22 protein-coding genes and 2 pseudogenes are annotated in these 22,813 nt (G+C 69.4%); 11 read left to right on the plus strand and 13 right to left on the minus strand.

The features are described from left to right. Positions 1–8: 8 nt before the first annotated feature. The 3 genes from QZM15_RS24595 to QZM15_RS24605 are packed head-to-tail and all read left to right on the plus strand — an operon-like array spanning position 9 to position 3,822. Positions 9–1,475 carry an O-antigen ligase gene (locus tag QZM15_RS24595; protein ID WP_059583023.1) on the plus strand — a complete coding sequence of 489 codons (1,467 nt, stop codon included), beginning with the start codon at positions 9–11 and terminating at the stop codon, positions 1,473–1,475. Continuing rightward, complete coding sequence (locus QZM15_RS24600; RefSeq protein ID WP_302107427.1) at positions 1,472–2,656, plus strand: glycosyltransferase family 4 protein; 1,185 nt, start codon at positions 1,472–1,474, stop codon at positions 2,654–2,656. Before QZM15_RS24595 ends, QZM15_RS24600 begins: the two co-directional genes overlap by 4 nt. After that, positions 2,656–3,822 carry a glycosyltransferase family 4 protein gene (locus QZM15_RS24605; protein WP_302107428.1) on the plus strand — a complete coding sequence of 389 codons (1,167 nt, stop codon included), beginning with the start codon at positions 2,656–2,658 and terminating at the stop codon, positions 3,820–3,822. Before QZM15_RS24600 ends, QZM15_RS24605 begins: the two co-directional genes overlap by 1 nt. A 162-nt stretch (positions 3,823–3,984) precedes the next feature. On the opposite strand, the gene QZM15_RS24610 is transcribed toward QZM15_RS24605, so the two are convergent. Continuing rightward, a complete protein-coding gene (locus tag QZM15_RS24610) occupies positions 3,985–5,220 on the minus strand; it encodes an MFS transporter (protein ID WP_302107429.1) in 1,236 nt (411 codons plus the stop codon). A 153-nt stretch (positions 5,221–5,373) separates the two neighbouring features. Here QZM15_RS24610 and QZM15_RS24615 point away from each other — a divergent pair, with 153 nt between their 5' ends. Continuing rightward, the gene (locus tag QZM15_RS24615) at positions 5,374–5,844 is read left to right on the plus strand and encodes a helix-turn-helix domain-containing protein (RefSeq protein WP_181035465.1); all 471 of its coding nucleotides are present in this window, start codon (positions 5,374–5,376) and stop codon (positions 5,842–5,844) included. Positions 5,845–5,995: 151 nt separating this feature from the next. Here QZM15_RS24615 and QZM15_RS24620 read toward each other — a convergent pair whose 3' ends face one another. Together QZM15_RS24620 and QZM15_RS24625 are read right to left on the minus strand one after the other, a co-directional pair. Further along, positions 5,996–6,769 carry an AraC family transcriptional regulator gene (locus tag QZM15_RS24620; protein ID WP_302107430.1) on the minus strand — a complete coding sequence of 258 codons (774 nt, stop codon included), beginning with the start codon at positions 6,767–6,769 and terminating at the stop codon, positions 5,996–5,998. 35 nt (positions 6,770–6,804) lie between these two features. Then, a complete protein-coding gene (locus tag QZM15_RS24625) occupies positions 6,805–7,146 on the minus strand; it encodes an FKBP-type peptidyl-prolyl cis-trans isomerase (protein ID WP_006479474.1) in 342 nt (113 codons plus the stop codon). Between the two features lie 580 nt (positions 7,147–7,726). On the opposite strand from QZM15_RS24625, the gene QZM15_RS24630 reads away from it, so the two are divergent. Beyond that, a complete protein-coding gene (locus QZM15_RS24630) occupies positions 7,727–8,644 on the plus strand; it encodes a metal-dependent hydrolase (RefSeq protein ID WP_302107431.1) in 918 nt (305 codons plus the stop codon). Positions 8,645–9,087: 443 nt separating this feature from the next. Further along, entirely contained in the window at positions 9,088–10,569 is a 1,482-nt protein-coding gene (locus QZM15_RS24635) for a sigma-54 dependent transcriptional regulator (RefSeq protein WP_302107432.1), read from the plus strand. A 37-nt stretch (positions 10,570–10,606) separates the two neighbouring features. Here QZM15_RS24635 and QZM15_RS24640 read toward each other — a convergent pair whose 3' ends face one another. Further along, a complete protein-coding gene (locus QZM15_RS24640) occupies positions 10,607–10,993 on the minus strand; it encodes a GtrA family protein (RefSeq protein ID WP_302107433.1) in 387 nt (128 codons plus the stop codon). Between the two features lie 617 nt (positions 10,994–11,610). On the opposite strand from QZM15_RS24640, the gene QZM15_RS24645 reads away from it, so the two are divergent. Continuing rightward, on the plus strand, positions 11,611–11,859 hold the full coding sequence (locus tag QZM15_RS24645) for a hypothetical protein (RefSeq protein ID WP_081059116.1): 249 nt from the start codon (positions 11,611–11,613) through the stop codon (positions 11,857–11,859). A 227-nt stretch (positions 11,860–12,086) separates the two neighbouring features. Here QZM15_RS24645 and QZM15_RS24650 read toward each other — a convergent pair. After that, positions 12,087–12,422 (minus strand): annotated as a pseudogene (locus QZM15_RS24650) (transporter substrate-binding domain-containing protein); the annotation flags it as partial. Positions 12,423–12,510: 88 nt separating this feature from the next. On the opposite strand from QZM15_RS24650, the gene QZM15_RS24655 reads away from it, so the two are divergent. Both QZM15_RS24655 and QZM15_RS24660 read left to right on the plus strand, forming a co-directional pair. Further along, positions 12,511–12,930, plus strand: coding sequence for an MbcA/ParS/Xre antitoxin family protein (locus QZM15_RS24655; RefSeq protein WP_060967784.1), 420 nt, complete (start codon positions 12,511–12,513; stop codon positions 12,928–12,930). Beyond that, a complete protein-coding gene (locus QZM15_RS24660) occupies positions 12,927–13,628 on the plus strand; it encodes an RES family NAD+ phosphorylase (RefSeq protein ID WP_060311330.1) in 702 nt (233 codons plus the stop codon). Before QZM15_RS24655 ends, QZM15_RS24660 begins: the two co-directional genes overlap by 4 nt. A gap of 55 nt (positions 13,629–13,683) precedes the next feature. Here QZM15_RS24660 and QZM15_RS24665 read toward each other — a convergent pair whose 3' ends face one another. Beyond that, positions 13,684–14,415, minus strand: coding sequence for a metallophosphoesterase (locus tag QZM15_RS24665; protein WP_099317217.1), 732 nt, complete (start codon positions 14,413–14,415; stop codon positions 13,684–13,686). Between the two features lie 133 nt (positions 14,416–14,548). Here QZM15_RS24665 and QZM15_RS24670 point away from each other — a divergent pair, with 133 nt between their 5' ends. Then, positions 14,549–15,202: a DUF1345 domain-containing protein gene (locus QZM15_RS24670; protein ID WP_059639115.1), complete on the plus strand. Its 654-nt coding sequence runs from the start codon at positions 14,549–14,551 to the stop codon at positions 15,200–15,202. Between the two features lie 6 nt (positions 15,203–15,208). Here the strand turns inward: QZM15_RS24670 and QZM15_RS24675 are convergent, their stop codons facing one another. Beyond that, entirely contained in the window at positions 15,209–15,877 is a 669-nt protein-coding gene (locus QZM15_RS24675) for a glutathione S-transferase (protein ID WP_302107440.1), read from the minus strand. A gap of 97 nt (positions 15,878–15,974) precedes the next feature. Further along, positions 15,975–16,682 (minus strand): class I SAM-dependent methyltransferase, encoded by a 708-nt coding sequence (locus QZM15_RS24680; protein WP_060967781.1) that lies wholly within the window; start codon positions 16,680–16,682, stop codon positions 15,975–15,977. 317 nt (positions 16,683–16,999) lie between these two features. Between QZM15_RS24680 and QZM15_RS24685 the strand changes: the two genes are divergently transcribed. Continuing rightward, positions 17,000–18,652 (plus strand): DUF3459 domain-containing protein, encoded by a 1,653-nt coding sequence (locus QZM15_RS24685; protein WP_302107441.1) that lies wholly within the window; start codon positions 17,000–17,002, stop codon positions 18,650–18,652. A 62-nt stretch (positions 18,653–18,714) separates the two neighbouring features. On the opposite strand, the gene QZM15_RS24690 is transcribed toward QZM15_RS24685, so the two are convergent. From QZM15_RS24690 to QZM15_RS24710, 5 genes and pseudogenes are all read right to left on the minus strand, one after another. Continuing rightward, complete coding sequence (locus QZM15_RS24690; RefSeq protein WP_059582989.1) at positions 18,715–19,299, minus strand: thiamine phosphate synthase; 585 nt, start codon at positions 19,297–19,299, stop codon at positions 18,715–18,717. 22 nt (positions 19,300–19,321) lie between these two features. Then, positions 19,322–20,665 (minus strand): hemolysin family protein, encoded by a 1,344-nt coding sequence (locus QZM15_RS24695; RefSeq protein WP_059582988.1) that lies wholly within the window; start codon positions 20,663–20,665, stop codon positions 19,322–19,324. A 77-nt stretch (positions 20,666–20,742) separates the two neighbouring features. Next, complete coding sequence (locus QZM15_RS24700) at positions 20,743–21,522, minus strand: sensor histidine kinase KdpD (protein ID WP_302107434.1); 780 nt, start codon at positions 21,520–21,522, stop codon at positions 20,743–20,745. Positions 21,523–21,589: 67 nt separating this feature from the next. After that, entirely contained in the window at positions 21,590–22,513 is a 924-nt protein-coding gene (locus tag QZM15_RS24705; RefSeq protein WP_302107435.1) for a DMT family transporter, read from the minus strand. A 40-nt stretch (positions 22,514–22,553) separates the two neighbouring features. After that, a pseudogene (locus QZM15_RS24710) lies at positions 22,554–22,813 on the minus strand (LysR family transcriptional regulator); the annotation flags it as partial.

Below are 22,813 nucleotides of genomic sequence, written 5' to 3' on the forward strand. Positions count from 1 at the left end.
GCGGATCGATGAGTACGATTGCCGCCGAACGCGCGCCGTCGCGCGCCCGCAGCTGGTTCGCCGAGCCGAAGCACTGGGCCGGGCAGGCCGGACTGTGGGCGTTCACCGCCGCGCTGATCGCCGTCCACCAGGGCAAGGTGCTGACGCTCGCGTTCCCGGTGCTGGCCATCGCGGTCGGCATCTGGCTGTATTTCAAGAGCCCGGCGCGCTATGTCGGCTTCATGTGGTGGGTGTGGTTCCTGAGCCCGGAAGTGCGGCGCCTGGCCGACTGGTCGAAGGGCGCGTTCACGCCGACGAGCCTGATCCAGGTCGCGCCGCTCGCGGTGACGATGATCGCCGGCCTGGGGCTCGTCAGGCATTACCGCGTGCTCGCGCAGCGGCGCGGGATTCCCGTGCTGCTGATGCTGTTCGGGCTCGTGTACGCGTACCTGGTCGGGATCGTGTCGAGCGGCGTGATGGCCGCGACCTACGACCTCGCGAACTGGCTGTACCCGATCCTGATCGGCTTTCACATCATGGTGAACGCGCGCAACTATCCGGAGTATCGCGACGTGCTGCTGTCCACTTTCATGTGGGGCATGCTCGTGATGGGCGTGTACGGCGTCGTGCAGTACTTCGTGATGCCGCAGTGGGACGTGCTGTGGATGGTCGGCTCGCAGATGGGCTCGCAGGGCGAGCCGGTGCCGTACGGCGTGCGCGTGTTCAGCACGATGAATTCGTCGGGGCCGTTCGCGTTCGCGATGATGGGCGCGCTCGTGTTCGTGCTGGTCGCGCCGCAGAAGATCCGCTGGTTCGCGGGCGCGGCCGGCTTCGTGTCGTTCGCGCTGTGTCTCGTGCGTTCGACCTGGGGCGGCTGGGTGATCGCGCTCGCGATCCAGCTCGTGCAATCGAGCAACCGCGTGCGGATGCGGATCCTGATCAGCGGCGTCGTGCTGGTCGGGCTGTGCGTGCCGCTGCTGACCGTCGGGCCGGTGGCCGACCGGCTCGGCCAGCGCCTGCAGTCGATCACGAACCTGAAGGACGATCGCAGCTACGACGACCGCAACAAGTTCTACGCGACCTTCGCGCAGACGGCGTTCACCGACGTCGCCGGCGAGGGGATGGGCGCGACCGGCGCGTCGACGAAGCTGTCGAGCGACAGCGGCGAGCTCGGCAAGTACGGCAGCTTCGACAGCGGCGTGATGAACGTGCCGTTCGTGCTCGGCTGGCCCGGCACGCTGCTGTATCTCGCCGGCGTCGTGATGCTGTTCGGCCGCACGCTGCGCGCGGCGTTCAAGCTGCGCAAGGACAAGTTCGTCGGCGCGTGCCTGAGCCTGTGCCTGTCGACCTTCGCGATGCTCGTGTTCACGAACTCGCTGATCGGCACCGGCGGCCTGCTGATGTTCACAGCCATTTTTTCGATACTTGCCGCGGCGCACTGGCAGAAGGCGCAACGCCTGCTGGCCGCCGCGCGTTCACGGGGAGGCGACCATTGAGAATCGCGATCGTCACGCACGTCGTGCGACATAACGACGGGCAGGGCCGCGTCAATTACGAAATCGCGCGCGCGGCGCTGGCCGAAAACTACGAGGTCACGCTGGTCGCGTCGCATGTCGCGCCCGAGCTGCTGGCCGATCCGCGCGTGCGCTGGGTGCCGGTGAAGGTCGGCGGCTTCTGGCCGTCGAATCTCGTCAAGCAGCAGGTGTTCGCGCTGAAAAGCGCGGCCTGGCTGCGCGCGCACCGCGGCGAATACGACGTGCTGCACGTGAACGGCTTCATCTCGTGGATCGAGGCCGACGTGAATACCGCGCACTTCGTGCACGGCGGCTGGTTCAAGAGTCCGTACTATCCGTTCGGGCCCGCCAAGGGGCTGTGGTCGGCTTACCAGTACGTGTACACGCGCGTGAACACCGTGCTCGAGCGCTGGGCGTACAAGCGCTCGCGCGCGATCACCGCGGTATCGCAGAAGGTGGCCGACGAGATCGCCGGGCTCGGCATCGACAGTCGCAAGATCAGCGTGATCTACAACGGCGTCGACGGCAGCGCGTTCGCGGGCGCGCAGGCCGACCGTGCGGCGTTCAAGCTGCCGGACGACGCGTTCCTGCTGCTGTTCGTCGGCGATCTGCGCACGCCGCGCAAGAACCTCGGCACCGTGCTGAAGGCGCTGACGAAGCTGCCCGCGAACGTGCATCTGGCGGTGGCCGGCTATCTGCCCGGCAGCCCGTATCCGGAAGAAGCGCGCGCGCTCGGCCTCGATTCGCGCGTGCATTTCCTCGGGCTCGTGAAGAACATGCCGACGCTGATGCGCTCGGTCGACGCGTATGTCTTTCCGTCGCGCTACGAAGCGATGAGCCTGTCGCTGCTGGAGGCGATGGCGGCCGGGCTGCCGGTCGTCACCGCGCGCACGGCGGGCGGCGCGGAAATCATCACGCGCGAGTGCGGGATCGTGCTGGAAGACCCGGACGATCCGGCCGCGCTCGCGCAGGCGATCGGCTCGCTCGCGGCGTCGCGCGACACCTGTCGCGCGATGGGCGACGCGGCCCGCGAACTGATGACCCGTTTCGGCTGGGCGCACATGGGCGCCCAGTACGTCGCGCTTTACCGGCGCATCGGCCAACCCACGCAGCCGTCCGCGTTCGAGCGGGTCGAGCATGCAATCACGCAGGAGCAACCGTGATGTCCCAATCCTCCCGGCCGATCAAATCGTTGCAGATCGGCATGCACTGGTTCCCCGAACGCGCGGGCGGCCTCGACCGGATGTACTACTCGCTCGTCGGCGCGCTGCCCGGCGCGGGCGTCGAGGTGCGCGGGCTCGTCGCCGGCTCGCCGAAGGTCGCCGACGACACGGGCGGGGCGATCCAGGGCTTCGGGCCCGCGTCGCAGCCGCTCGCGCGCCGGATGCTCGCCGCGCGGCGCGCGCTGCGCGACGAGATCCGCACCGAGCGGCCCGACGTGATTTCGTCGCACTTCGCGCTGTACACGTTCCCTGGGCTCGACGTGACGCGCGGGATTCCGCAGGTGTCGCACTTCCAGGGGCCGTGGGCCGACGAAAGCCAGGTCGAGGGCGCCGCGTCGCTCGGGCAGCGCGCGAAACGCTATCTCGAACAGGCCGTCTATACGCGCTCGTCGCGGCTGATCGTGCTGTCGCAGGCGTTCGGCCAGATCCTGACGAACCGCTACGGAATCGATCCGTCGCGCGTGCGCGTGATTCCCGGCTGCGTCGATACCGCGCAGTTCGACACGCCGCTCACGCCCGCCGAGGCGCGGCACAAGCTGCAATTGCCGCAGGACCGGCCGATCGTGCTGGCCGTGCGCCGGCTCGTGCGGCGCATGGGGCTGGAGGACCTGATCGACGCGATCGGCCTCGTCAAGCGCCGTCACCCGGATGTGCTGCTGCTGATCGCCGGCAAGGGCAAGATCGGCGAGGAACTGCAGCAGCGTATCGACGAAGCCGGGCTGCAGGACAACGTGAAGCTGCTCGGCTTCGTGCCCGACTACCATCTCGCGGCGCTGTACCGCGCGGCGACGGTCAGCGTCGTGCCGACGGTCGCGCTGGAAGGCTTCGGGCTGATCACCGTCGAATCGCTCGCGTCCGGCACGCCGGTGCTGGTCACGCCGGTCGGCGGGCTGCCGGAGGCGGTCGCCGGGTTGTCGAACGATCTCGTGCTGCCGTCGACGGGCGCGGACGCGATCGCGGAAGGGCTCGGCGGCGCGCTGTCGGGCGCGATCGCGCTGCCCGACGAGGCCGCATGCAAGCGCTACGCGCGCGAGCATTTCGACAACGCGGTGATCGCGCGGCGCGTCGCCGGCGTGTACGAAGAGGCGATCCAGGCGGCAGGCTGAACGCCCGCGGCGCGCGCCGCGGGCGCCGCACCGAAGCGGGTCCGAAGCGGGACCGAAGCGGTCCGAAAACCCCACCGGCGCGCGTGCGTGGCCGGTTCGCGTGCCGGCCGTCCGGCATAGGCGGGCCGGCTTTTCCCGTCCGATCCGCATGGCCGGCGCGCATCACGCGCGCCGGAGCGTCGCGGCCCATACGCCGAGCGCGGCCACGCTCACCCCCGCCCCGAGCACGCACACGCCTGTCCATCCGGCGCGCGCATACATCATCGTCGCCGCGATCGCGCCGAGCCCGCTGCCGGCCGAATAGAACAGCATGTAGCAGCCGACGAGACGCGCATGCGCGTCGGGTCGCGCACCGAGAATCATGCTCTGGTTGACGACGTGCACGGCTTGCCCGCCGACGTCGAGCAGCACGATGCCGACGACCAGCAGCGCAATCGACGTATTGCCGAACGCGAGCGGCAGCCACGCGCACGCGAGCAGCGCGAGTGCGGCGCCTGTCGTCGCTTCGCCGCGCCCGCGATCCGCGAGCCGGCCCGCGCGGGCGGCGGCCGCCGCGCCGAGTGCGCCGACGAGGCCGAACGCGCCGATCTGCGTGTGCGACATCGCGTGCGGCGGCGCGCTCAGCGGCAGCACGAGCGCGCTCCAGAAGATGCTGAACGCCGCGAACATCAGCAGCGCGATCGCGCCGCGCACGCGCAGCACGCGTTCGTCGCGCAGCAGCGACCCCATCGAGCGCAGCAGCGCCGCGTAACCGATGCGTTCGCGCGGCGCGTGCATGTCGGGCAGCAGCCGCGACAGCACGACGAGCATCGCGATCGCGAGCGCGCCCGACACGAGATAGACGGCCCGCCATCCCGCGACGTCGGTGACGACGCCCGCCAGCGAGCGCGCGGCCAGCAGCCCGACAACGACGCCGCCTTGCGCGGCCCCGACGACGCGCCCGCGTTCGCCTGCGCCGGCGAGCGCGGCCGAGCACGCGATCAGCCCTTGCGTCATCGCGGTGCCGAGCAGCCCGACCGCGACCATTCCGGCCAGCAGCGCGACGCGCGTCGACGCGGCGGCCACGCCGATGCAGGCCGCGGTCAGCAGCAGAAGCTGCACGGCGATCAGGCGCTTGCGGTTCACCAGGTCGCCGAGCGGCACGACGAACAGCAGGGCGAGCGCGCAGCCGAGCTGCGTCGCGGTGATGACGCCGCCGACGGCGGCCTGCGATACACCGAAGTCCCGCGCGATCGAGTCGAGCAGCGGCTGCGCGTAGTAGACGTTCGCGACGCTCGCGGCGCAGCACGCGGCCAGCAGCGCGACGCGCGCCGACGACAGGCGGCCACCCTCGGCAGAATGGATCGCATCGGTTGGCGTGCGAGCGGCAACGGTGCCGGAATGACAGGACGATCCCATGGTTCCCTCGTGTAATGTAGTTGCAATTTAAAACTAGTTTGGAGTGTAGGGAAACAGGTTTTAAAATGCAACCTGTTGAGTGGCGGGCCAGAGGCCCGTGCACGGATGGCCGGCATGCCCGCGAAGGCGGCCGGCACGCTTGCGGAGAGGAACATGGCCAGACAGAAAAGTCTTGCGGATTCGCCGTGCCCGGTGGCGCGCGCGACCGATATCGTCGGCGATCGCTGGGCGTTGCTGATCGTGCGCGACGCGTTCGACGGCGTGCGCCGCTTCGGCGATTTCCGCGCGAGCCTCGGCGTCGCGAGCAACATCCTGTCCGACCGGCTGAAGATGCTGGTGGACGCCGGTGTGTTCGACGTCGTGCCGGCGTCCGACGGCACCGCGTATCAGGAGTACGTGCTGACCAAAAAGGGCGAGGGGTTGTTTCCGGTCATCGTGATGCTGCGGCAGTGGGGCGAGGCGAACCTGTTCGCGCGCGGCGAGCCGCATTCGGTGCTGGTCGATCGCAGTACCGGGCGCGCGATCCGCAAGCTCGCGCTTCGGCACGACGACGGCCGGCCTTTGAAGGCGGCCGATACGGCCGTCAGGAAGATCGGCGACGAAGCCGGCGCGGCACGGCGGTAAGCGTCATGGGCGATGGTTGCGCCGCCGGATGGTCGTCGATCGTAGGCAGCGACGGACATGCGATGTTTCGGCGGGACGTGAAGCGTCGGTACGGCTGCGGGTGTTGTTGCCTGCTATGTGCGTCGATATGGATTCGGCGAGGCCGATGCGTTCAATGCCGTTCACCGCGCCAGCGTCCCGGCGCGATGCCGAAGCGCTTCGTGAACGCATGCGTGAACGTGCTTTGATCCGCGAAGCCGACGCTGCCCGCGATGTCGACGAGCGAATGCCGGCCGTCGGCGAGCAGCACGACCGCTGCGTCGAGCCGCAGCCGCTGCAGATAGCGATGCGGCGTTTCGCCGAATGCGTCGACGAACAATTGATGAAACCGGCGCATCCCGTAGCCGCAGTGCGCGGCGAGATCGGCGATGCGCAGCGGTTCGGCGAGGTGGGCGCGCAGCCAGCGGTCGATGCGCGCGAAATCGAGGCCCGACGCAGGCGCGGCGATGCCGGCATTGTCGAGCAGCGCGTCGCACAGGCGCGCGGCGGCCTGCCACTGGAAACGGTGCGCGGCCGCCTGCCGTGCGTCGCCGTCCGGCGCATCGTACTGCGCGGCGGCCGCCGCGACCTGCGCGACGAGCGACGTGAGCGCCGGGTCGATCGACACGGCACGTGCATGGTCGAACAACCGCTGCGGCACCGCGAGCGACGCGAGGGGAAGATTGAGCACGAGCTGGCGATTCTCGCCCAGGCCCGCGTAATCGTGGCGCGCACCGGCCGGAACCAGCCACGCGCCGTGCCGGTCGAGACGCTGGCTGACGCCGTCCACCGCCATCACCATCGCACCGTCGATGCCGAGTACGATCTGGTGAAAGTCGTGCACATCCGACGCTTCGAGCGTGTCGTAGCGTTGCAGCGCGACGGTGGGGGACGGAAGGTGCGCCATGGGGCAGCGCGTCAGCCGGCGGCTCGCGTGCCGCGTCAGACGTCGAGCAGTTCGACTTCGAACACGAGCGTCGCGTTCGGCGGAATCACGCCGCCCGCGCCGCGCGGGCCGTAGCCGAGTTGCGGCGGGATCGTCAGGCGACGCACGCCGCCGACCTTCATGCCTTGCACGCCTTCGTCCCAGCCCTTGATGACCATGCCGCCGCCGAGCACGAACGCGAACGGGTCGTTGCGATCCTTGCTCGAATCGAATTTCTGACCGTCGGTCAGCCAGCCCGTGTAGTGGACGCTCACCGTCTTGCCGGCTTGCGCCTCCGCGCCGGTGCCTTCGGTCAGGTCCTCGTACTTGAGGCCCGATTCGGTCGTGATGACGGACATGATTTCTCCTGAAAGAGGTTGCGTGAAACCGCTATTGTAGGCGAGCGGGCAGCGGGCCGGCGCGCACGGATTTCGCGCCGCCGCACGCGTGCCGGCAAGCGTGGCGGGGCGCCGAGCGCACGACCGCCCGAAACGCAATTGGAACGCGCGTTTGAATTTTTCGCGAGCCGCTGGGCCAAGGTTGCACCATGACGGTGCGCGGCGCGTATGAATCGATGTGACCGGCACGCGTCGCCGCCCGCTGCGCGACGGGTGCCCGATGCGGTGCAAGGCCCGCCGCACGGGGCTCGCGGGCCGACGTGGGGGCGCGGCGCCGCGCCCGGGACCGCGTTCGTCAGTGCACCTCAGCGTTCGAATCGCAACCCGTCCGGGCGTCGTCCGAGCGCCATTTTTTCCGCCTTGCGGACCGCGCGCTGTTTGGAAGCGCGCATCTACCGTGCAGCTTGCGTGTGCCGGCGCGCGCGGCCTATCTTTACATCTGTCGATGTCATGATTTTGGCGGTGCGCGATGCGCCGCCCGGGCTTGCGCCGGCCGCGTCGTACGATGCGCCGGCCGCTCCGCAACAGGAGAACGATGAACATGAAGTCAGCCGCTTGCGCCACCGCAGCCGGGATCATGCCGGTGCGCCGCGACCTGCGCTTCGACCTGCCGGTCGAGCGCGCGAAGGACTGGCATGGCCTCGGATCGCACGTGACCCATTTCTTCAACGCGCTGTCGCTGCTGTTTCCGGCCGGCGAGCGCTTCTTCATGGATGCGGTGCGCAACTATCGCGACCGGATCGACGATCCCGTGCTGAAGCAGCAGGTGCTCGGCTTCATCGGCCAGGAGGCGATGCATACGCGCGAGCACGTCGAATACAACGAGCTGATGCAGGCGAACCGGCTGCCCGCGCGCAAGCTCGACCAGCGCGTGTGGAAGGTGCTCGGCTACATGAAGCGCAAGCTGCCGCATTCGGTGCAGCTCGCGCACACGGTCGCGGCCGAGCACTACACGGCGATGCTGGCCGACTGGCTGCTGCGCGACCCGACACGCCTCGACGGTTCGGTCGAAGGCTACCGGCAGATATGGATCTGGCATGCGCTGGAGGAAACCGAGCACAAGGCCGTGTCGTTCGACGTGTGGAATGCCGTGACGGAGCCGGGGCTGCGCCGCTACCTGATCCGCATCGGCGTGTATCTGCTGACGACGCTGACGTTCTGGCCGACCGTGTTTCTGATCCATGTAACGCTGTTGTGGCGCGATCGCGGCGCCGGGCATCACGCGCGCGGCATGCTGCGCACGATCGCGTTCCTGTACGGGCCGCGCCGCGGGCTGTTCCCGCGCATCGCGGGCGAATGGCTGAGCTTTTTCCGGCCGGGCTTCCACCCGTGGGATCACGACAATCGCCACCATCTCGCGCGGGTCGACGTACTGGCCGCCCGCTACGGCCAACACGGCGGCACGCCGGCCGGCCGCGGCCGCGCGAACGCGCCGGCGCCGCTCGCATCGGGCCGCTGACCCGGCCCCGCCGCGCGGCGGGGCGCCGCGCATGTTGCGTTCGTGCATCAACCGGCTTCTTTCGGCGATTGACGAAAATCAACCGGAATCGATCTCCCGGGCGCCCGCATGCCCGGCCGACCGGTTGCGCGCACCGGCGCCGGCGCGCCGACACTGCGTGCGCCGCGTCGCGCGGAATCGCCGCGCGCCAGCACCGGCGCGGCTTTGCGCGCGCGGCGCCGGCCCTTTCCGGTCGCGCGCGGTGCATGCCACAGGGATAACACCCATTTAGCCGCAGGCCGGCCGCATCGATATACCGTTCATGACAACGTCCACCTCACGCGCGATTCATGCGCAGGGGGATTTTATTCGGACGGAAATACGGCCAATATGTCGGTTCGATCGTGTCCGTCGGATGCGGCGGCGAGCCGGCGCGCGATACCAACGCCAAGCGGGGAATAACGATGGTTGCAAGGTCACCCGACGCAAACGGGCAGGCGGCGCCCGAGATGACGGACGTGTCCGTCACCGCTCCCGAGGCCGGACGCAAGCTTTTCGTGATCATGCGCACGCCCGACGAGCCGTTGCTCGCGCAACTGCGCGGGCTCGGCTGGGAGATCGCGGTCGCTAAGACGGCCGGCGCCGCGCAGAACATGACCTCCGGCGTGAGCGTGGCCGCCGGGCTGGTCGATTTCACCGGGTTCACGTCGCGCGACTATCCCGCGCTGAAGATGTGCCTGAGCCAGCCGGCGATCGGCTGGATTTCCATCGCGCAGGCCGGCATCATGATCGGCCCCGCCGTGCGCGAGCTGATCCGCAGCTATTGTTTCGACTACGTGACGCTACCGCTGCCGTACGAATGGATTTCGCACGTGCTCGGCCATGCACGCGGGATGGCCGCGCTCGATCGTGTCGACGGCGCGGCCTATGCGGCGTCGATCGGCGAACACGGGATGATCGGCAACTGCGAGGCGATGCAGCAGTTGTTCAGCACGATCCGCAAGGTCGCGAAGACGGACGCGAGCGTATTCATCTCGGGCGAGTCGGGCACCGGCAAGGAATTGACGGCGCTCGCGATTCACGAGCGCTCCAGCCGCGGCAAGGGGCCGTTCGTCGCGATCAATTGCGGCGCGATTCCGCATCACCTGCTGCAGTCGGAGCTGTTCGGCTACGAGCGCGGCGCGTTCACCGGCGCGAACCAGCGGCGCGCGGGCCGGATCGAATCGGCGAACGGCGGTACGCTGTTTCTCGACGAAATCGGCGACATGCCGGTCGAAAGCCAGGCGAGCCTGCTGCGCTTCCTGCAGGAGGGCAAGATCGAGCGGCTCGGCGGACAGGAATCGATCCCCGTCGACGTGCGGATCATCTCGGCCACGCACGTCGATCTCGACGGCGCGGTCGAGGCCGGGCGCTTCCGCGCGGATCTCTATCACCGGCTGTGCGTGCTGCGCATCCACGAGCCGCCGCTGCGCGCCCGCGGCAAGGACATCGACATCCTCGCGCACTACGTGCTGCAGAAATTCAAGGCCGACAGCGGCCGCAAGATCAGCGGTTTCACGTCGGCCGCGCTCGACGCGATGCGGCGCTACGAGTGGCCCGGCAACGTGCGCGAGCTGATCAATCGCGTGCGGCGCGCGATCGTGATGGCCGAGAGCCGGCTGCTGACGCCGCACGATCTCGGGCTCGACACGCCCGGCGAAACCGAACCGGTGACGCTCGAACAGGCGCGGGCGCTGGCCGAACGCACCGCGATCGAGAACGCGCTGCTGCGCAACGACCACCGGATCAACAAGGCCGCCGCCGAGCTCGGCATTTCACGCGTGACGCTCTACCGGATGATGATCGAACACGGGTTGAACGATCACGACGGCAACGGCGGCAATGGCGACAGCGGCGGGCACGACGGCGCGCCATCGGGCGACGCGGGGCATCAGCGGGTCGGCTGAGCGGCATGCGCGATGCCTGCGATGCGTGCGGACCGGCTTAGCGATAGGTCCACAGCCGGTGCAGCGCGAACGTGACGGGCGGCACGCACAGCACGACCGCGACGATGCTCCATGCGCGGGCGAGGCCGAGCGCGCCGGTGCCGTGCGCCAGCAGCATCGTCACGGCGAGGCCGGCCGTCGCGACCACGAGAAAGCGCGCGAAGTTGCCCCACGTCACCGGCGACGCAAAACTCCACAGCGTGTTGGCGAGATACGAGAACGCGGTCGAGCAGACGAACGCGGTCGCGTTCGCGATGACGGGCGTCGCGTCGAACAGCGCGAACATCGCGGCCGCGATCAGCGCATGCAGCGCGGTCGAGCCCAGGCCCGACACGCTGAAGCGGATCAGTCGGGTGCGCTCGGCAGCGTGAAAGGTTCGGATCATCGTGGGCGCTCGTTTGCGTGAAGTCGCTTGAGGTCGCGTGAGCTCGCGTGAAGCGGTGTCGCAGTATAGCCATGCGATCGGCCGCTGCGTCCAGCGGCGACGTCCGGTGCGTCTAATTGCCGGCGTGGGCATGTAAAGCGCATGAAACATTTCGCGTCGGCCGCCCGGCGAATTTCCGCGTCGAACCGGGCCGATCGGCCAGCCTGCCGCCGGTAAAAATTCCGCGTCCCATTGTTCAGCCTTATTCCGCAAGGCCTCGCCGTTGCCAGGCCGGCGCATGCCCGCGCCCCGATGTTTCAGTTTCGTAACTTCCGGCGGGCCACGCCCGATGCGGCCGGCGGCCGGCCCGATCATCGCCTTGTCCGGCCGGGCTCGCGTGGGGCTGGCCCGGTCCTTGCGACGAGAGACGTGCGAGAGTCGACGACACGAGGTCCGTCCGGTCAGGCAGCGAAAGCTTCCGTACCGGCCAGGACGCAGTCCGCGGGGATGCGGCGGCCGAGCGCGGTGCAGCGCAGCAGCCGCGCCGCGGCGAGCACGGAACGTCGTCGCCTGATCGCCGGGGCATCGGCATTGTCCGGTTGCCGGAACACACATCAGACAGCAAACGGGGTAGAAAAATGATCGATCATCACACGCCGCGGTCCGCAGGCCGCGATCGCAGTGATTCGGGACATCGCCGCTCGAACGTCGCACTTGCGGCCGACCGGCATGCCTCGACAGGCCATCTCTCCGCGCCCGGTGCGAGGCGGATCCGGCTGGTTGCCGGTCATCCGCGCCGGGTCGGCACTTTCCTGCACGCGAACCCGATCCGCATGGGCATGTGCGCACGGGCGCCGATGCCGCGACGCCCGGTCTTTGCCTATTGACCCGAGCGGCACGAGGTCCGTTCGCATGGCCATCTTTTCCGCGAACGATTGATCTGTCATCCGAACGATGGCCGACGCATCGTGCTGCGCGCGATGCAAGACGACAGGCATTCGATGCAACGGCGAACCACGCGCCGCCGTTGCCATCCGGTTGAAGGGGAGGGGCGGTCGGACGCGCGCGACGGAAAAGCGGTATCCGTACGCGCGCGACGCCGTTTTTTCAACCGCCGTAGCGCCGCGTCGAGGCGGCCGGCGATCAGGTCGGCATACACGCCGTCCTGGTTCTGATACGACACGACGTTCGCGCCGTGCTTGCCCTAGTACGCCTTCGCGTACGTCACCTGCGTCGTGCCCTGGTCGACGCCGGTCGACTTGCCCTTCAGCGATTCGGCGGTCGGCAGCAACGACGAGCCTTTCTTCACGACGAGCCGCGTCGGCGGGTTGTAGATCTTCGTCATGAAGCCGATCTGCTGCGCGCGCCGCGGCGTGATCGACACCGACGACCGCACCGCGTCGAACTTCTTCGCCTTCAGCGCCGGAATCATTCCGTCGAAATCGTTCTCGGGCACGAGCACGGTCGATGGTGCGACCCTTGCAAAAATACAGGAATGGACTAATCTTGTTAGTAAATTCGTTTCGAGACTAACGATCATGTCACAGCCTGCCTATGAATCGCATTCCGCCGTGCCGCGCGCTTCGGTCGCGCAGATGTCGGCGGCCGGCCTGCGTGCGTTTTTCAACATCGCGCGCGACTGGGAACTGACGATCGACGAGCAGATCGTGCTGCTCGGCTCGCCCGGCCGCTCGACATTCTTCAAGTGGAAGGCCGCGCCGGAATCGGCGCGCCTGCCGCGCGATACGCTCGAGCGGCTATCGCTCCTGCTCGGCATCTACAAGGGGTTGCAGATCCTGCTGCCGCAACCCGCCGCGGCCGATGCATGGATCAAGCGGCCCAACGATGCGGCGCCGTTCGGCGGCAAGCGCGCGCTCGACCGGATGCTGGCCGGCAACGTCGGCGATCTGGTGGCCGTCCGGCAATATCTCGACGCGATGCGGGGCGGCTGGGCGTGACGATACCGACCGAAGTGACCCGGTGGCCCACGACCACCGTCGACTGGGCGCCCGCCTATCGTGTGATTCCCACCCGTTTTCCCGCCATCAACCTGTTCGATCGCGTCGCGTCGGCGGACGATTTCGACGCGCTCTACGCGCTCGAATCGCTGACCAACGACCGCATCCGCAACGAAGTCGGCACGCTCGACCTCGTGCCGCCCGCCGAGCGTCGCTACGGGCAAGGCTGGGGGCCGATCATGGCCGCATTCACGCACCTGAATCCGCTGGGCAGCCGCTTTTCCGACGGCAGCTACGGCGTGTTCTACTGCACCCGCTCGCGCGACACGGCGATCGCCGAAACGCGCTATCACAGCGGGCTGTTCCTCGCCGCGACGAAGGAGCCGCCGATGCGCCAGCAGATGCGGCTCTATACCGTGTTCGCGCACGGCGACGTCGCCGACGTGCGCACGTGGCCGCAGCGCGATCCCGCGTTGCTGGATCCGGCCGACTACAGCGTCGGGCAGGCATTCGGCCGCGCGGTGCGCAATGCAGGCGGCGCGGGGATTCTCTATCCGTCGGTGCGCGACCCGCGCGGCGAGTGTCTCGCCGCGTTCCGCACGACGCTGCTGCGCGACTGCCAGCATGCGGCCTATCTCGAATACAACTGGAACGGCTCGGCCATCGATGCGGTGTTCGAACTGAATCAGGTCGGCTAGCGTTCGCCCGGCTTGGCCGAGCTTGGCGCGGTGTGCCGTTGCGCGGCCCGGCGCGTCAGGGCAGCGGCCAGTCGCCCGCGTGGCGTTCGCGCGCTTCGGCCTGCGTCATCGACCACGTGCGGCCGGTGCGCGGCTCGGCGAGCGTCAGCCGCCCGGCCGGCGCGAACGCACCCGTGTCGATGAACCATTGGGCGCCGATCCGCTGCGGCGCACGCACGGGCGTGTGCCCGGTGCACGTCAGCGACAGTCCGGCCTGCCACCCGGGATCCGCGAGCCCCTGCACGAGATCGCGCCCCCAGATCAGCCGCTCGCGCACGTCGTGCGCATAACTGCCCGTATCGAGATCCGCATCCGAGCCGAAGAATTCGGCATGCAGCACGTTGAAGCGCGCCGGGCCGTCGCCGATCACGCGCACGAGCGGCAGCGCGTCGACGCGCGCCGCATGCGCGCGCAGCCGCTCCGGCGGCAGCTCGGCCCCCCAGTCGCCGCCGATGCCGCGCCACGCGTCGAGTGGCAGCTTGCCGTGCGCGACGAGGCTCAGCACTGCCTCGTGATTGCCGCGCACGACGTGGCACCACGGCCGGTCGAGCAGGTCGAGCGCGGTTTCGGAGGCCGGGCCGCGGTCGACGAGATCGCCGACCGAGAACAGCCGGTCGCGGGCCGGATCGAAGCGGACGTCGTGCAGCAGCGCGCGCAGCACGTCGACGCAGCCGTGCAGGTCGCCGACGACGAAGTCGCGGCCGGCCGTGTTCGCGGGATGGCGGCAGAGCAGGGCGGTGGCGGTCATCCCCTTATCTTAGGCGCTCGCGCCCATCGCCACGCCACGATGGAATGAGGATAATCGGGGCGCGTTACGTGTCGGCGCCGGGGCTCTCCCGCGCACCGGCCGAATCCTTTCCATCCGCTTTCGGAATCACACGATGACGTTTTATCCGCAGGTATTACGCAACCGGCCGCGCATGGTCGCGGCATTCGTCGCCGGCGTGCTGTGCGCGGTGGTGCTGCCGTTTCCGCTGCGTCCGACCGCGCGCGCGCTGATCGGCTGGGATTGCGCGGTCTGGCTGTATCTGGTGCTGATGTGGGTGCGCATGGTCACCGCGCATCATCACAAGGTGCGCGAAGTCGCGATCCGCGAGGACGAAAACGCGACGACCGTGCTGACCGTCGTGTGCCTCGCCACCGTCGCGAGCGTGGCGGCGATCGCGATCGAACTCGCGACCGCCAGGAGCGTCGGCTTCAGCGCGGGGCTCAGCCACTACGCGATCACGGGCGCGACGCTGTTCGGCGCCTGGTTCCTGATCCCGACGATCTTCACGCTGCACTATGCGCGGCTCTATTACGGCTCGCCGAGCAGCGATCGCGCGCTCCGTTTCCCGGACCAGCACCCCGAGCCCGATTACTGGGATTTCCTGTATTTCGCGTTTACGCTCGCGGTCGCGTCGCAGACGGCCGACGTGTCCCTCGCGAACCGTTCCGCGCGCCGTTCGGTGCTCGCGCAGTCGATCCTGTCGTTCTACTTCAACATGGCCGTGCTCGGCTTGTCGATCAATGTCGCGGCGGGGCTGCTGAGCTGACGCCGGTTACCTGAGCAGGTCGTACCGGCCGCCGCGTTCCAGCGCACGCCGGTACGCAGGCCGCGCATGGATCGCGTCGAGAAAGCGCGCGATCGCGGGATACCGGCTGCCGCCGCCACGCGCGGTCGCGGCTTCGAGCGGAAAGCTCATCTGGATGTCGGCCGCGCTGAAGCCGTCGCCGACGAACCAGCCGGTGCGCGCCAGCGCGCCGTCGACGTGGCCGAGATGCAGGTCGATCTGCGGATCGACGAAACCCGACTGCAGCGTCGCGGCGATCTTGCGCGCGATCGGCCGCGCGAAGAACGGCATCGGCGCATGCGCGATCCGCAGCGCGACGAGCTTGAGCAGCAGCGGCGGCATCGCCGACCCTTCCGCGTAGTGCAGCCAGTATGTGTAGTCGTAGCGCTCGGGTGAGCCGGGCGGCGGCGCGAGCCGCCCGTCGCCGTAGCGTGCGACCAGGTATTCGATGATCGCGCCCGATTCGGCGAAGGTGCGCCCGTCGTCGGTCACGACGGGCGACTTGCCGAGCGGATGAATCGCGCGCAATTCGGCCGGCGCGAGCATCGTCTTCGGATCGCGTTCGTAGCGCACGATCTCGTACGGCACATCCAGTTCTTCGAGCAGCCAGAGCACGCGCTGCGAACGCGAGTTGTTCAGGTGATGGACGGTAAGCATGTCGAGGCCGGAAGGGGGCGGGAACGACATCATACCGAGCGCGGGCGGCGCGTTCGCGAATGGCGTGATGCGTGCCGTCGCACGTCGCGTCGAACCGTCACGCGCGCCGCACCGCGATCCACGCGCCCCAGAACAGGCTCGCGAAAAAACGCAGCGGCGCATCGAAGCCCGCCTCGCGCAGCAGCGCGAACACGGCTTCCTCGGACGCGGGCGGATCGGCGCCCTGCAGGATCTTCGCGAGTTGCGCGCGCACGGCGTCGGGCGTGGCGCCCTTCATGCGCCAGCGTTGCTGCCACGCATCGAGCAGGCGCGGGTGATCCGCGTAGCGGCGATGGTTGCCGGCGAGCACGAGTGGCGCGCCGGGCTTCAGGCGTCGCGCGATCGCGCGCAGCAGCGCGGCTTTCGCGTCGTCGCCCGGTACGTGATGCAGCACGCCGATCAGCGTCGCGCCGTCGAACGCGGGTGCGTCGGGCAACGCGTCGACGGCATCCTCGACGAACGTCGTCCGCGCGCCGAAACCCGCGGCTTCGACGTTCGAGCGCGCGAGCGCGAGCATCGGCGCGGACGGGTCGACGGCCGTGAATTGCCAGCCCGGTTCCAGCGCGGCCGCGACGCAGATTTCCTGGCCCGTGCCGCCCGCGCCCGCGACGAGCATCCGTGCATCGGCCGCACCGATCGCCGACGCGAGCATGCAGGCGGCGAGTTCGTGGCAGGCATCGTAGCCGGCGAGCGCGATGCGCGATTGCTCGGCATATTCGTGTGCGCGTGACGGATCGAATTTCGCGGCGCTGGCGGGAAGCGACATGGCGGAGTCCTCGAGTCAGGGGGCGGACGACGTGTCCGCGAACGTGACGCAAAGCGTAGGTGCGCGAGGCCGGCGCAACAAGGCGAGCGGTCATTCCGGTATGCCGACTACCCGACTCGCCGGCACGTGCCGGCCGGCGGTTACGACCGCTGGTTTGCCGGGGTCGATTCGCATTTAAAAATGTCTGACCACGCCGCATCGCGGCGGCAAATCCGGCGCATACTCGTTTCTCCCCCCGCCTGGCCTTCGCATGCCGGGCCCCGATGCGCTGCGCCATTGGCGCGGCCATGCCGCTCGGTACGCACGAGGAGCGCATGATGTCCGATTGTCCGCACGATCCGTACGCGCAGCACTACATCCACTGCTTGCCGTTTGGCGCGCAGCCCTGCGGCGCGCTCTGCACGACGCCGCGCACGCATTTCCGCGTGTGGGCGCCGGGCAGCACGCACGTCGAGCTCGAACTCGATACCGGCTACGGCCCGACGCTCATCCCGATGACGAGTGCCGGCCCGAACTGGTTCGAAGTCTTCGTCGATTGCGGCGCGGGCGCGCGATACCGCTATCGTCTCGACGATACCGTGTCGATTCCCGATCCCGCGTCGCGCTCGCAACCCGAAGGGCTCAACGGCCCGAGCGAGGTCGTCGATCCGCGCGCGTTCACGTGGCGCAATACGTTCTGGCACGGGCGCGCGTGGGAGGACATCGCGCTCTATGCGATCCGCCCGCACGCGGTGGGCGGCTTCGACGGCGTGCGCCGCCGCCTGCCGCGGCTCGCGCGCCTCGGCGTGACCGCGCTGGAGCTGCTCGCGTCGCCGCACGACAGCCTGCCGTTCGCGCCGCTCGCGGCCGAAGGCGGCCCGGCCGCGTTGAAGGCGCTGATCGACGATGCGCATGGCTACGGTCTCGCGGTGCTGCTCGAGCTCGACTATGCGCGCTTCGGCAGCGGCACCGATGCGCTTCGCCACTACGCGGGGCCGTTCTTCCATACGCGCGACGATCCGTTGCAGGCCGCGCCGCTCGCGCTCGATCATCCGGAAGTGTGCGATTTCTTCTGCGACAACGCGCTGTACTGGATCGACGAATACCGCTGCGACGGGCTGCGCCTGCGCGAAGCCGACCGGATCGGCGTGTCGTGGCTGCGCGAGATCGCGGATCGCGTGCGCGCCGCCGTGCCGGCCGACCGGCTGATCCACCTCGTGCTCGGCAGCGAGCGGCATCCGGCGCATCTCGCCGATACCCATTTCGATGCGCAGTGGAACGGGTGCGGCGAGCGGGCGCTGCACCGGCTCACGGGGCGCGACACGTCGGCGCATGAAGGCATTTCCACGCATCAGTCGATTCACACGCTCGCCCGCGCGCTGACCGCGGCCGGCGCGGCGTACCAGCCGGCCGCATCGGCGGACGGAATGGCCGCCGAAGGCGGCCTGTCGCTGACGTCGCTCGTGCTGTCCGATGGCGCCTGGCGCGACACCGGCCCGGGCGACAGCGGGCAGGCGGCCGGCCTGGCCGCGCTCGCGCTGTCGCTCCTCACGCCGCAGATCCCGCTGATCTTCGACGAAACCGCGCGCGACATCGATCGTGCGCATTTCGTGCAGTCGGCGCTCGCGGTGCGCGCGAAGCTGATCGCGCCCAGGCTGTCCGATTGCCGGCCGCAGGAAGCCCATGCGCTGAAGGCGAACGGCGACGGCGATGCCGACGCGCTGTGCGCATCGTGGCGGCTTGCCGACGACGAGACGTTGACGATCGCGTTGAACCTGTCGCCCGATGCGGTGCCGTTCGACGCGCCGGGCGGGCGGGTGGTGTTCGAGACGCCGGCGCGCGCGCGCGACCGGGTCGATGAAGGGGAGTTGCCGCCGTATTCGCTGGTCGCGTGGCTGACCGGCGACGTCAATCGCTATGCGCTGACGCACGACGTGCGTCGCATCGACGACGGTTCATGGCGCGCGATGCGTCCGCACCTGAACGCATGAGCCGATGAACGCGTGAAGTGCCGGAGCCGGGCGCAGTCGTGCCCGGCCGCAAGGCACCCGAATTACCAGAACCCGCGAATGCCCGCGATCCCGTACGCGCCGTGACGGCGCGCGTCGTCGAGGTGTGCATGGGTCAGGCCGCCGAGCGCGAACACGGGCATCGCGGCCTGTGCGGCCAGCATGCCGAATTGCGCCCAGCCGAGCGTCGGCGCGCCGGGATGACTCAACGTGGGCAGCACCGGCGACAGCGTGACGAAATCCGCGCCGGCGCGCGCGGCCAGCAGCAGATCTTCCGGTGAGTGGCACGCGGCGGACACCCATCGTCCGGCCGGCAGCGGCCGTTGCGCGACAGCGGGCAACGCGGCGCCGTCGAGATGCCAGCCGGCGCCGTCGAGCCGCATCACGCCGGCTGCCTCGATCGGGCCGTTCAGCATCAGGTGCGCGCCGGCCGCGTCGCAGCGCGCGAGCGCCGCGGCGGCCAGCGACGCGAACGCGGCCGCGTCGAGCGATTTGACGCGCAGTTGCACGAGCGTTTCGCCGCGCGCGAGCACGGCCGACAGCCGGTCGAGGAACGCGGCCCGATCGGCCGCCGACGCGGACGCCGGTTCCGGCGTGATCACGCAGCAGCGCGGCAGCGGCGCGTTCATCGCGCGATGCGACGCGCGGCCGTCATTCGTCGGCCTCCTTCGCGATCTTCGGATAGACGCGCACGAGCACGATGCGCGGCCCGTTCATCTTCTTCACGACGATGTCGAAGCGGTCGAACGATACGCGCTGCCCTTCGGTCGGCAGGTCGCTGAGCGCCTGGATCACGAGGCCGCCGACCGACTCCGCGCGGCCTTCGTCGATGTCGATGCCGAGCGCCTGCTCGAGCGACACGACGGGCAGGCTGCCCTTGCCCATCAGCGTGCCGTCGTCGAGGCGGCTCCAGTCGGCGTCGCCCTGGCGGAATTCGTCGTGGATCTGGCCGACCAGCGCGCCGAGCAGGTTGTCGAGCGTCAGGAAGCCGATCGGCTTCTCGCCCTTGCTGCCGACCAGCGCGAAGTGCGGAGCGCCCTTGCGGAAGCGGCGGAACAGCTCCAGCGCTGGCGTATCGGGCTTCACGTACTGGACCGGGCGCACGTAGTCGGAGAGATCCTCGAGCGCGGCGCCCGCGTGACGCGCGAGCAGCAGGTCCTTCAGATGGATCAGCCCGCTCACCTGTTCACGCGACGCATCCTCGAACAGCGGATAGCGGCTGAAGCGGTGCCGCGCGACGATCTCCATGTTGTCGGGCAGCGGCAGGTCGCGCCGCAGGCCGATCATTTCATGGGCCGGCCGCATCAGGTCCGACACGGTCATCGACGAAAAATCGAGCGAATGCGCGAGCGTGTTCCACTCGTCGTTGCTGTACGTGCCGCGCGCCGGCTGCGCCGCATTGCCGGCCGCGCTGCGGCGGCTGCGCAGGATCAGCTTCAGCTCGTCGGTCGAATAGTGCGCGTCGCCGCCGTGGTCGGCCGACAGCCCCGCGAGCCGCAGCACCGCGTTGGCGCTGGTGTTGAGCACCCAGATCGCCGGATACATCGCCCAGTAGAACGCGTAGAGCGGCAGCGCGACCCACAGGCCGACCTTCTCCGACTGGCGGATCGCCATCGATTTCGGCGCCAGTTCGCCGACGACGATGTGCAAAAACGAGATCAGCGAGAACGCGAACACGAGCGAGATCAGGTGCACGACGCGTTCGGACTCGACGCCGATCAGGTCGAGCAGCGGGCCGATCAGTTGCGCGAACGCAGGTTCGCCGACCCAGCCGAGGCCGAGCGACGCGAGCGTGATGCCGAGCTGGCACGCGGAAAGATATGCGTCGAGCCGGCCGTGCACGAGGCCGAGGATGCGCCCGCGCAGGCCGTGCTTGCGGGCGAGGGTCTTGACGCGCGTTGCGCGGAGTTTGACGAGGCCGAATTCGGCCGCAACGAAGAACCCGTTCAGGGCCACCAGGAACAACGCGCCGATGAGCGCGAAGATCTGTAACAAAGAATCGCTCCGGTTATGACAGGCCCGTCAGTATAGGGCCCGGAAAGGAAGTTGTAATGTTTCGGGCGGCCGACCGCTTACACCGGCGCCTCGCACGGAATCGAGAACGTGATGGTGGCGGGCGCGCCGTCGGCGAACGCGTCGTGCGCGAACGTGCCGCCGTGCGCGAGTGCGACGCGCTGGCACAGCGCCAGCGTCCACGCGCTGCGTTTCGCGTCGCGCTCGCGCAGCATTTCGCGCCGCGCGAACGATTCGAATACGTGCGGCCGCGCGGGATCGACGAGCACGTCGGCGTTCACGGTGCACGTGGCGCGCGCGGTGAACTGCGCGCCGTCGCGCGTGCAGGCGAACGCGACGCGGCTGCCCGCGGCGCTGGCCTCGACGGCTGTCGTCAGCAGGGTCCAGAGCGCCTGCGCGACGCGTTCGCGATCGACGGCGAGCGACGGCTCGCCGTCCGGCAGCGTCGCGTCGAGCGCGACCTCGCGTGCGTCGGCGAGCGCGAAGCGCACGAGCGCCAGCGTGTCGTCGAGCAGCGCGCGCAGCGCGAACCGCTGCGGCGCGAGCGCGAGCGTGCGCGTTTGCGCGCGCGGCGCGTCGAGCACGTCGTCGATCAGCGCGACCTGCTGGTCGATGCCGGTGCGGATGCCCGCGAGCGCGCGCTGCAGGTTCGGATCGGCATTGGCGAGCTGGCGTTCGAGCACGTAGGCCCAGCTGTGCATCGCATTCAGCGGGCTGCGCAGGTCGTGTGACGCGGTGGAGAGCGCCTGGTCGCGCAGGAACAGCGCCGCCTGGGCGGCGTAGTGCGCTGCGCGTTCGCGCAGCAGGTCGGCGGCGGGATCGGCGGAAGTGGACGTCACGGAGCTGGCCTGTCGGAAGCGGTTGGCGTGGAAATCACGCGAATCGCCATTATAGGGACGGTGGGCGTCACGCCGGCAGCGCGTCCTCGTCCTTTTTCCGCGCGTCGCCGTTCGGCAGCAACTGGCACGCGAGCAGGCCGGCCAGCATCAGCGCGCAGCCGACGAGCGCGCGCAGCGTCAGCGTTTCGCCGAGCGCGGCCCACCCGGCGATCGCCGCGAACACGCCTTCCATGCTGAAGATCACGGCCGCGTGCGCGGGCGCCGCGTCGCGTTGCGCGACGACCTGCAGCGTATAGCCGACGCCGACCGACAGCAGCCCGCCGTACAGCAGCGTGGGCAGCGCGCCGCGCAGCATCGCGACGCTGACCGGCTCGACCGCCAGGCCGACGGCGAGGCACGCCACGCCGCACACGGCGAACTGCAGGAACGCGAGCACGAGCGGATCGTGGCGTTTCGCGAGATGGCCGACCGCCATCACGTGCGCGGCGATGATGACGGCGCCCGCGAGCTGGAACCAGTCGCCGTAGAGCACCGAGAAGTGCTCGTCGATGCTCAGGAAATACAGGCCGATCGCGGCCAGCAACGCGCCGAACCACGTGCCCGCGCCGATCCGGTGCCGCGCGAACACGCCCATCAGCGGCACGATCACGACGTACAGCGAGCTGATGAAGCCGGCGTTGGCGATCCGCGTGTATTGCAGGCCGACCTGCTGCAGCGAGATCGACACGGCGAGCAGCCCGCCGAGCGCGAGGCCCGGCAGCAGCCGCGCCGGGCCGCGGCGGATCGCCGCGAACTGCGCGCGCGACGCCGGATTCAGCATCAGCAGCGGCGCCAGCACGAGCGCGCCGAGCAGGAAGCGCAGCCCGGTGAACAGGAACGGCCCGATCACGTCGAGGCTCAGGCGTTGCGCAACGAACGCGGAGCCCCAGATCGCGGCGGCGCCGAGCATCAGCAGGTTGGCGCGGAGGTGCTTGCGGGCGTCGGGCTTCATCGGCATTCGTCTGGAGATTACGGGCGGCGGGGCCGCTAGTTTACGCCGAGATTGCCAGGCTGTCGGCAAACCTGCGCAGCGCGGCGGCGGCGCGGGCGTCGCGGACGCGCGAATACAGCACGACCTGCGATTGCGGCAGCGCCGGCAGCCCGAATTTCGCGCCGACGTCGACCAGCGTGCGCGGGGCGACGCGCCGCGCGAGCGGGCAGACGGCCAGCCCCGCCGCGGCGGCGGCCGAGACCGCCGCGACTCCGCCGCCCGTGAAGCGCTCGCGCCACGGCAGCCCCGCGCGGTCGAGCG

The sequence above is a fragment of the Burkholderia sp. AU44665 genome (genome assembly GCF_030504405.1).
Lineage (GTDB): Bacteria > Pseudomonadota > Gammaproteobacteria > Burkholderiales > Burkholderiaceae > Burkholderia > Burkholderia semiarida.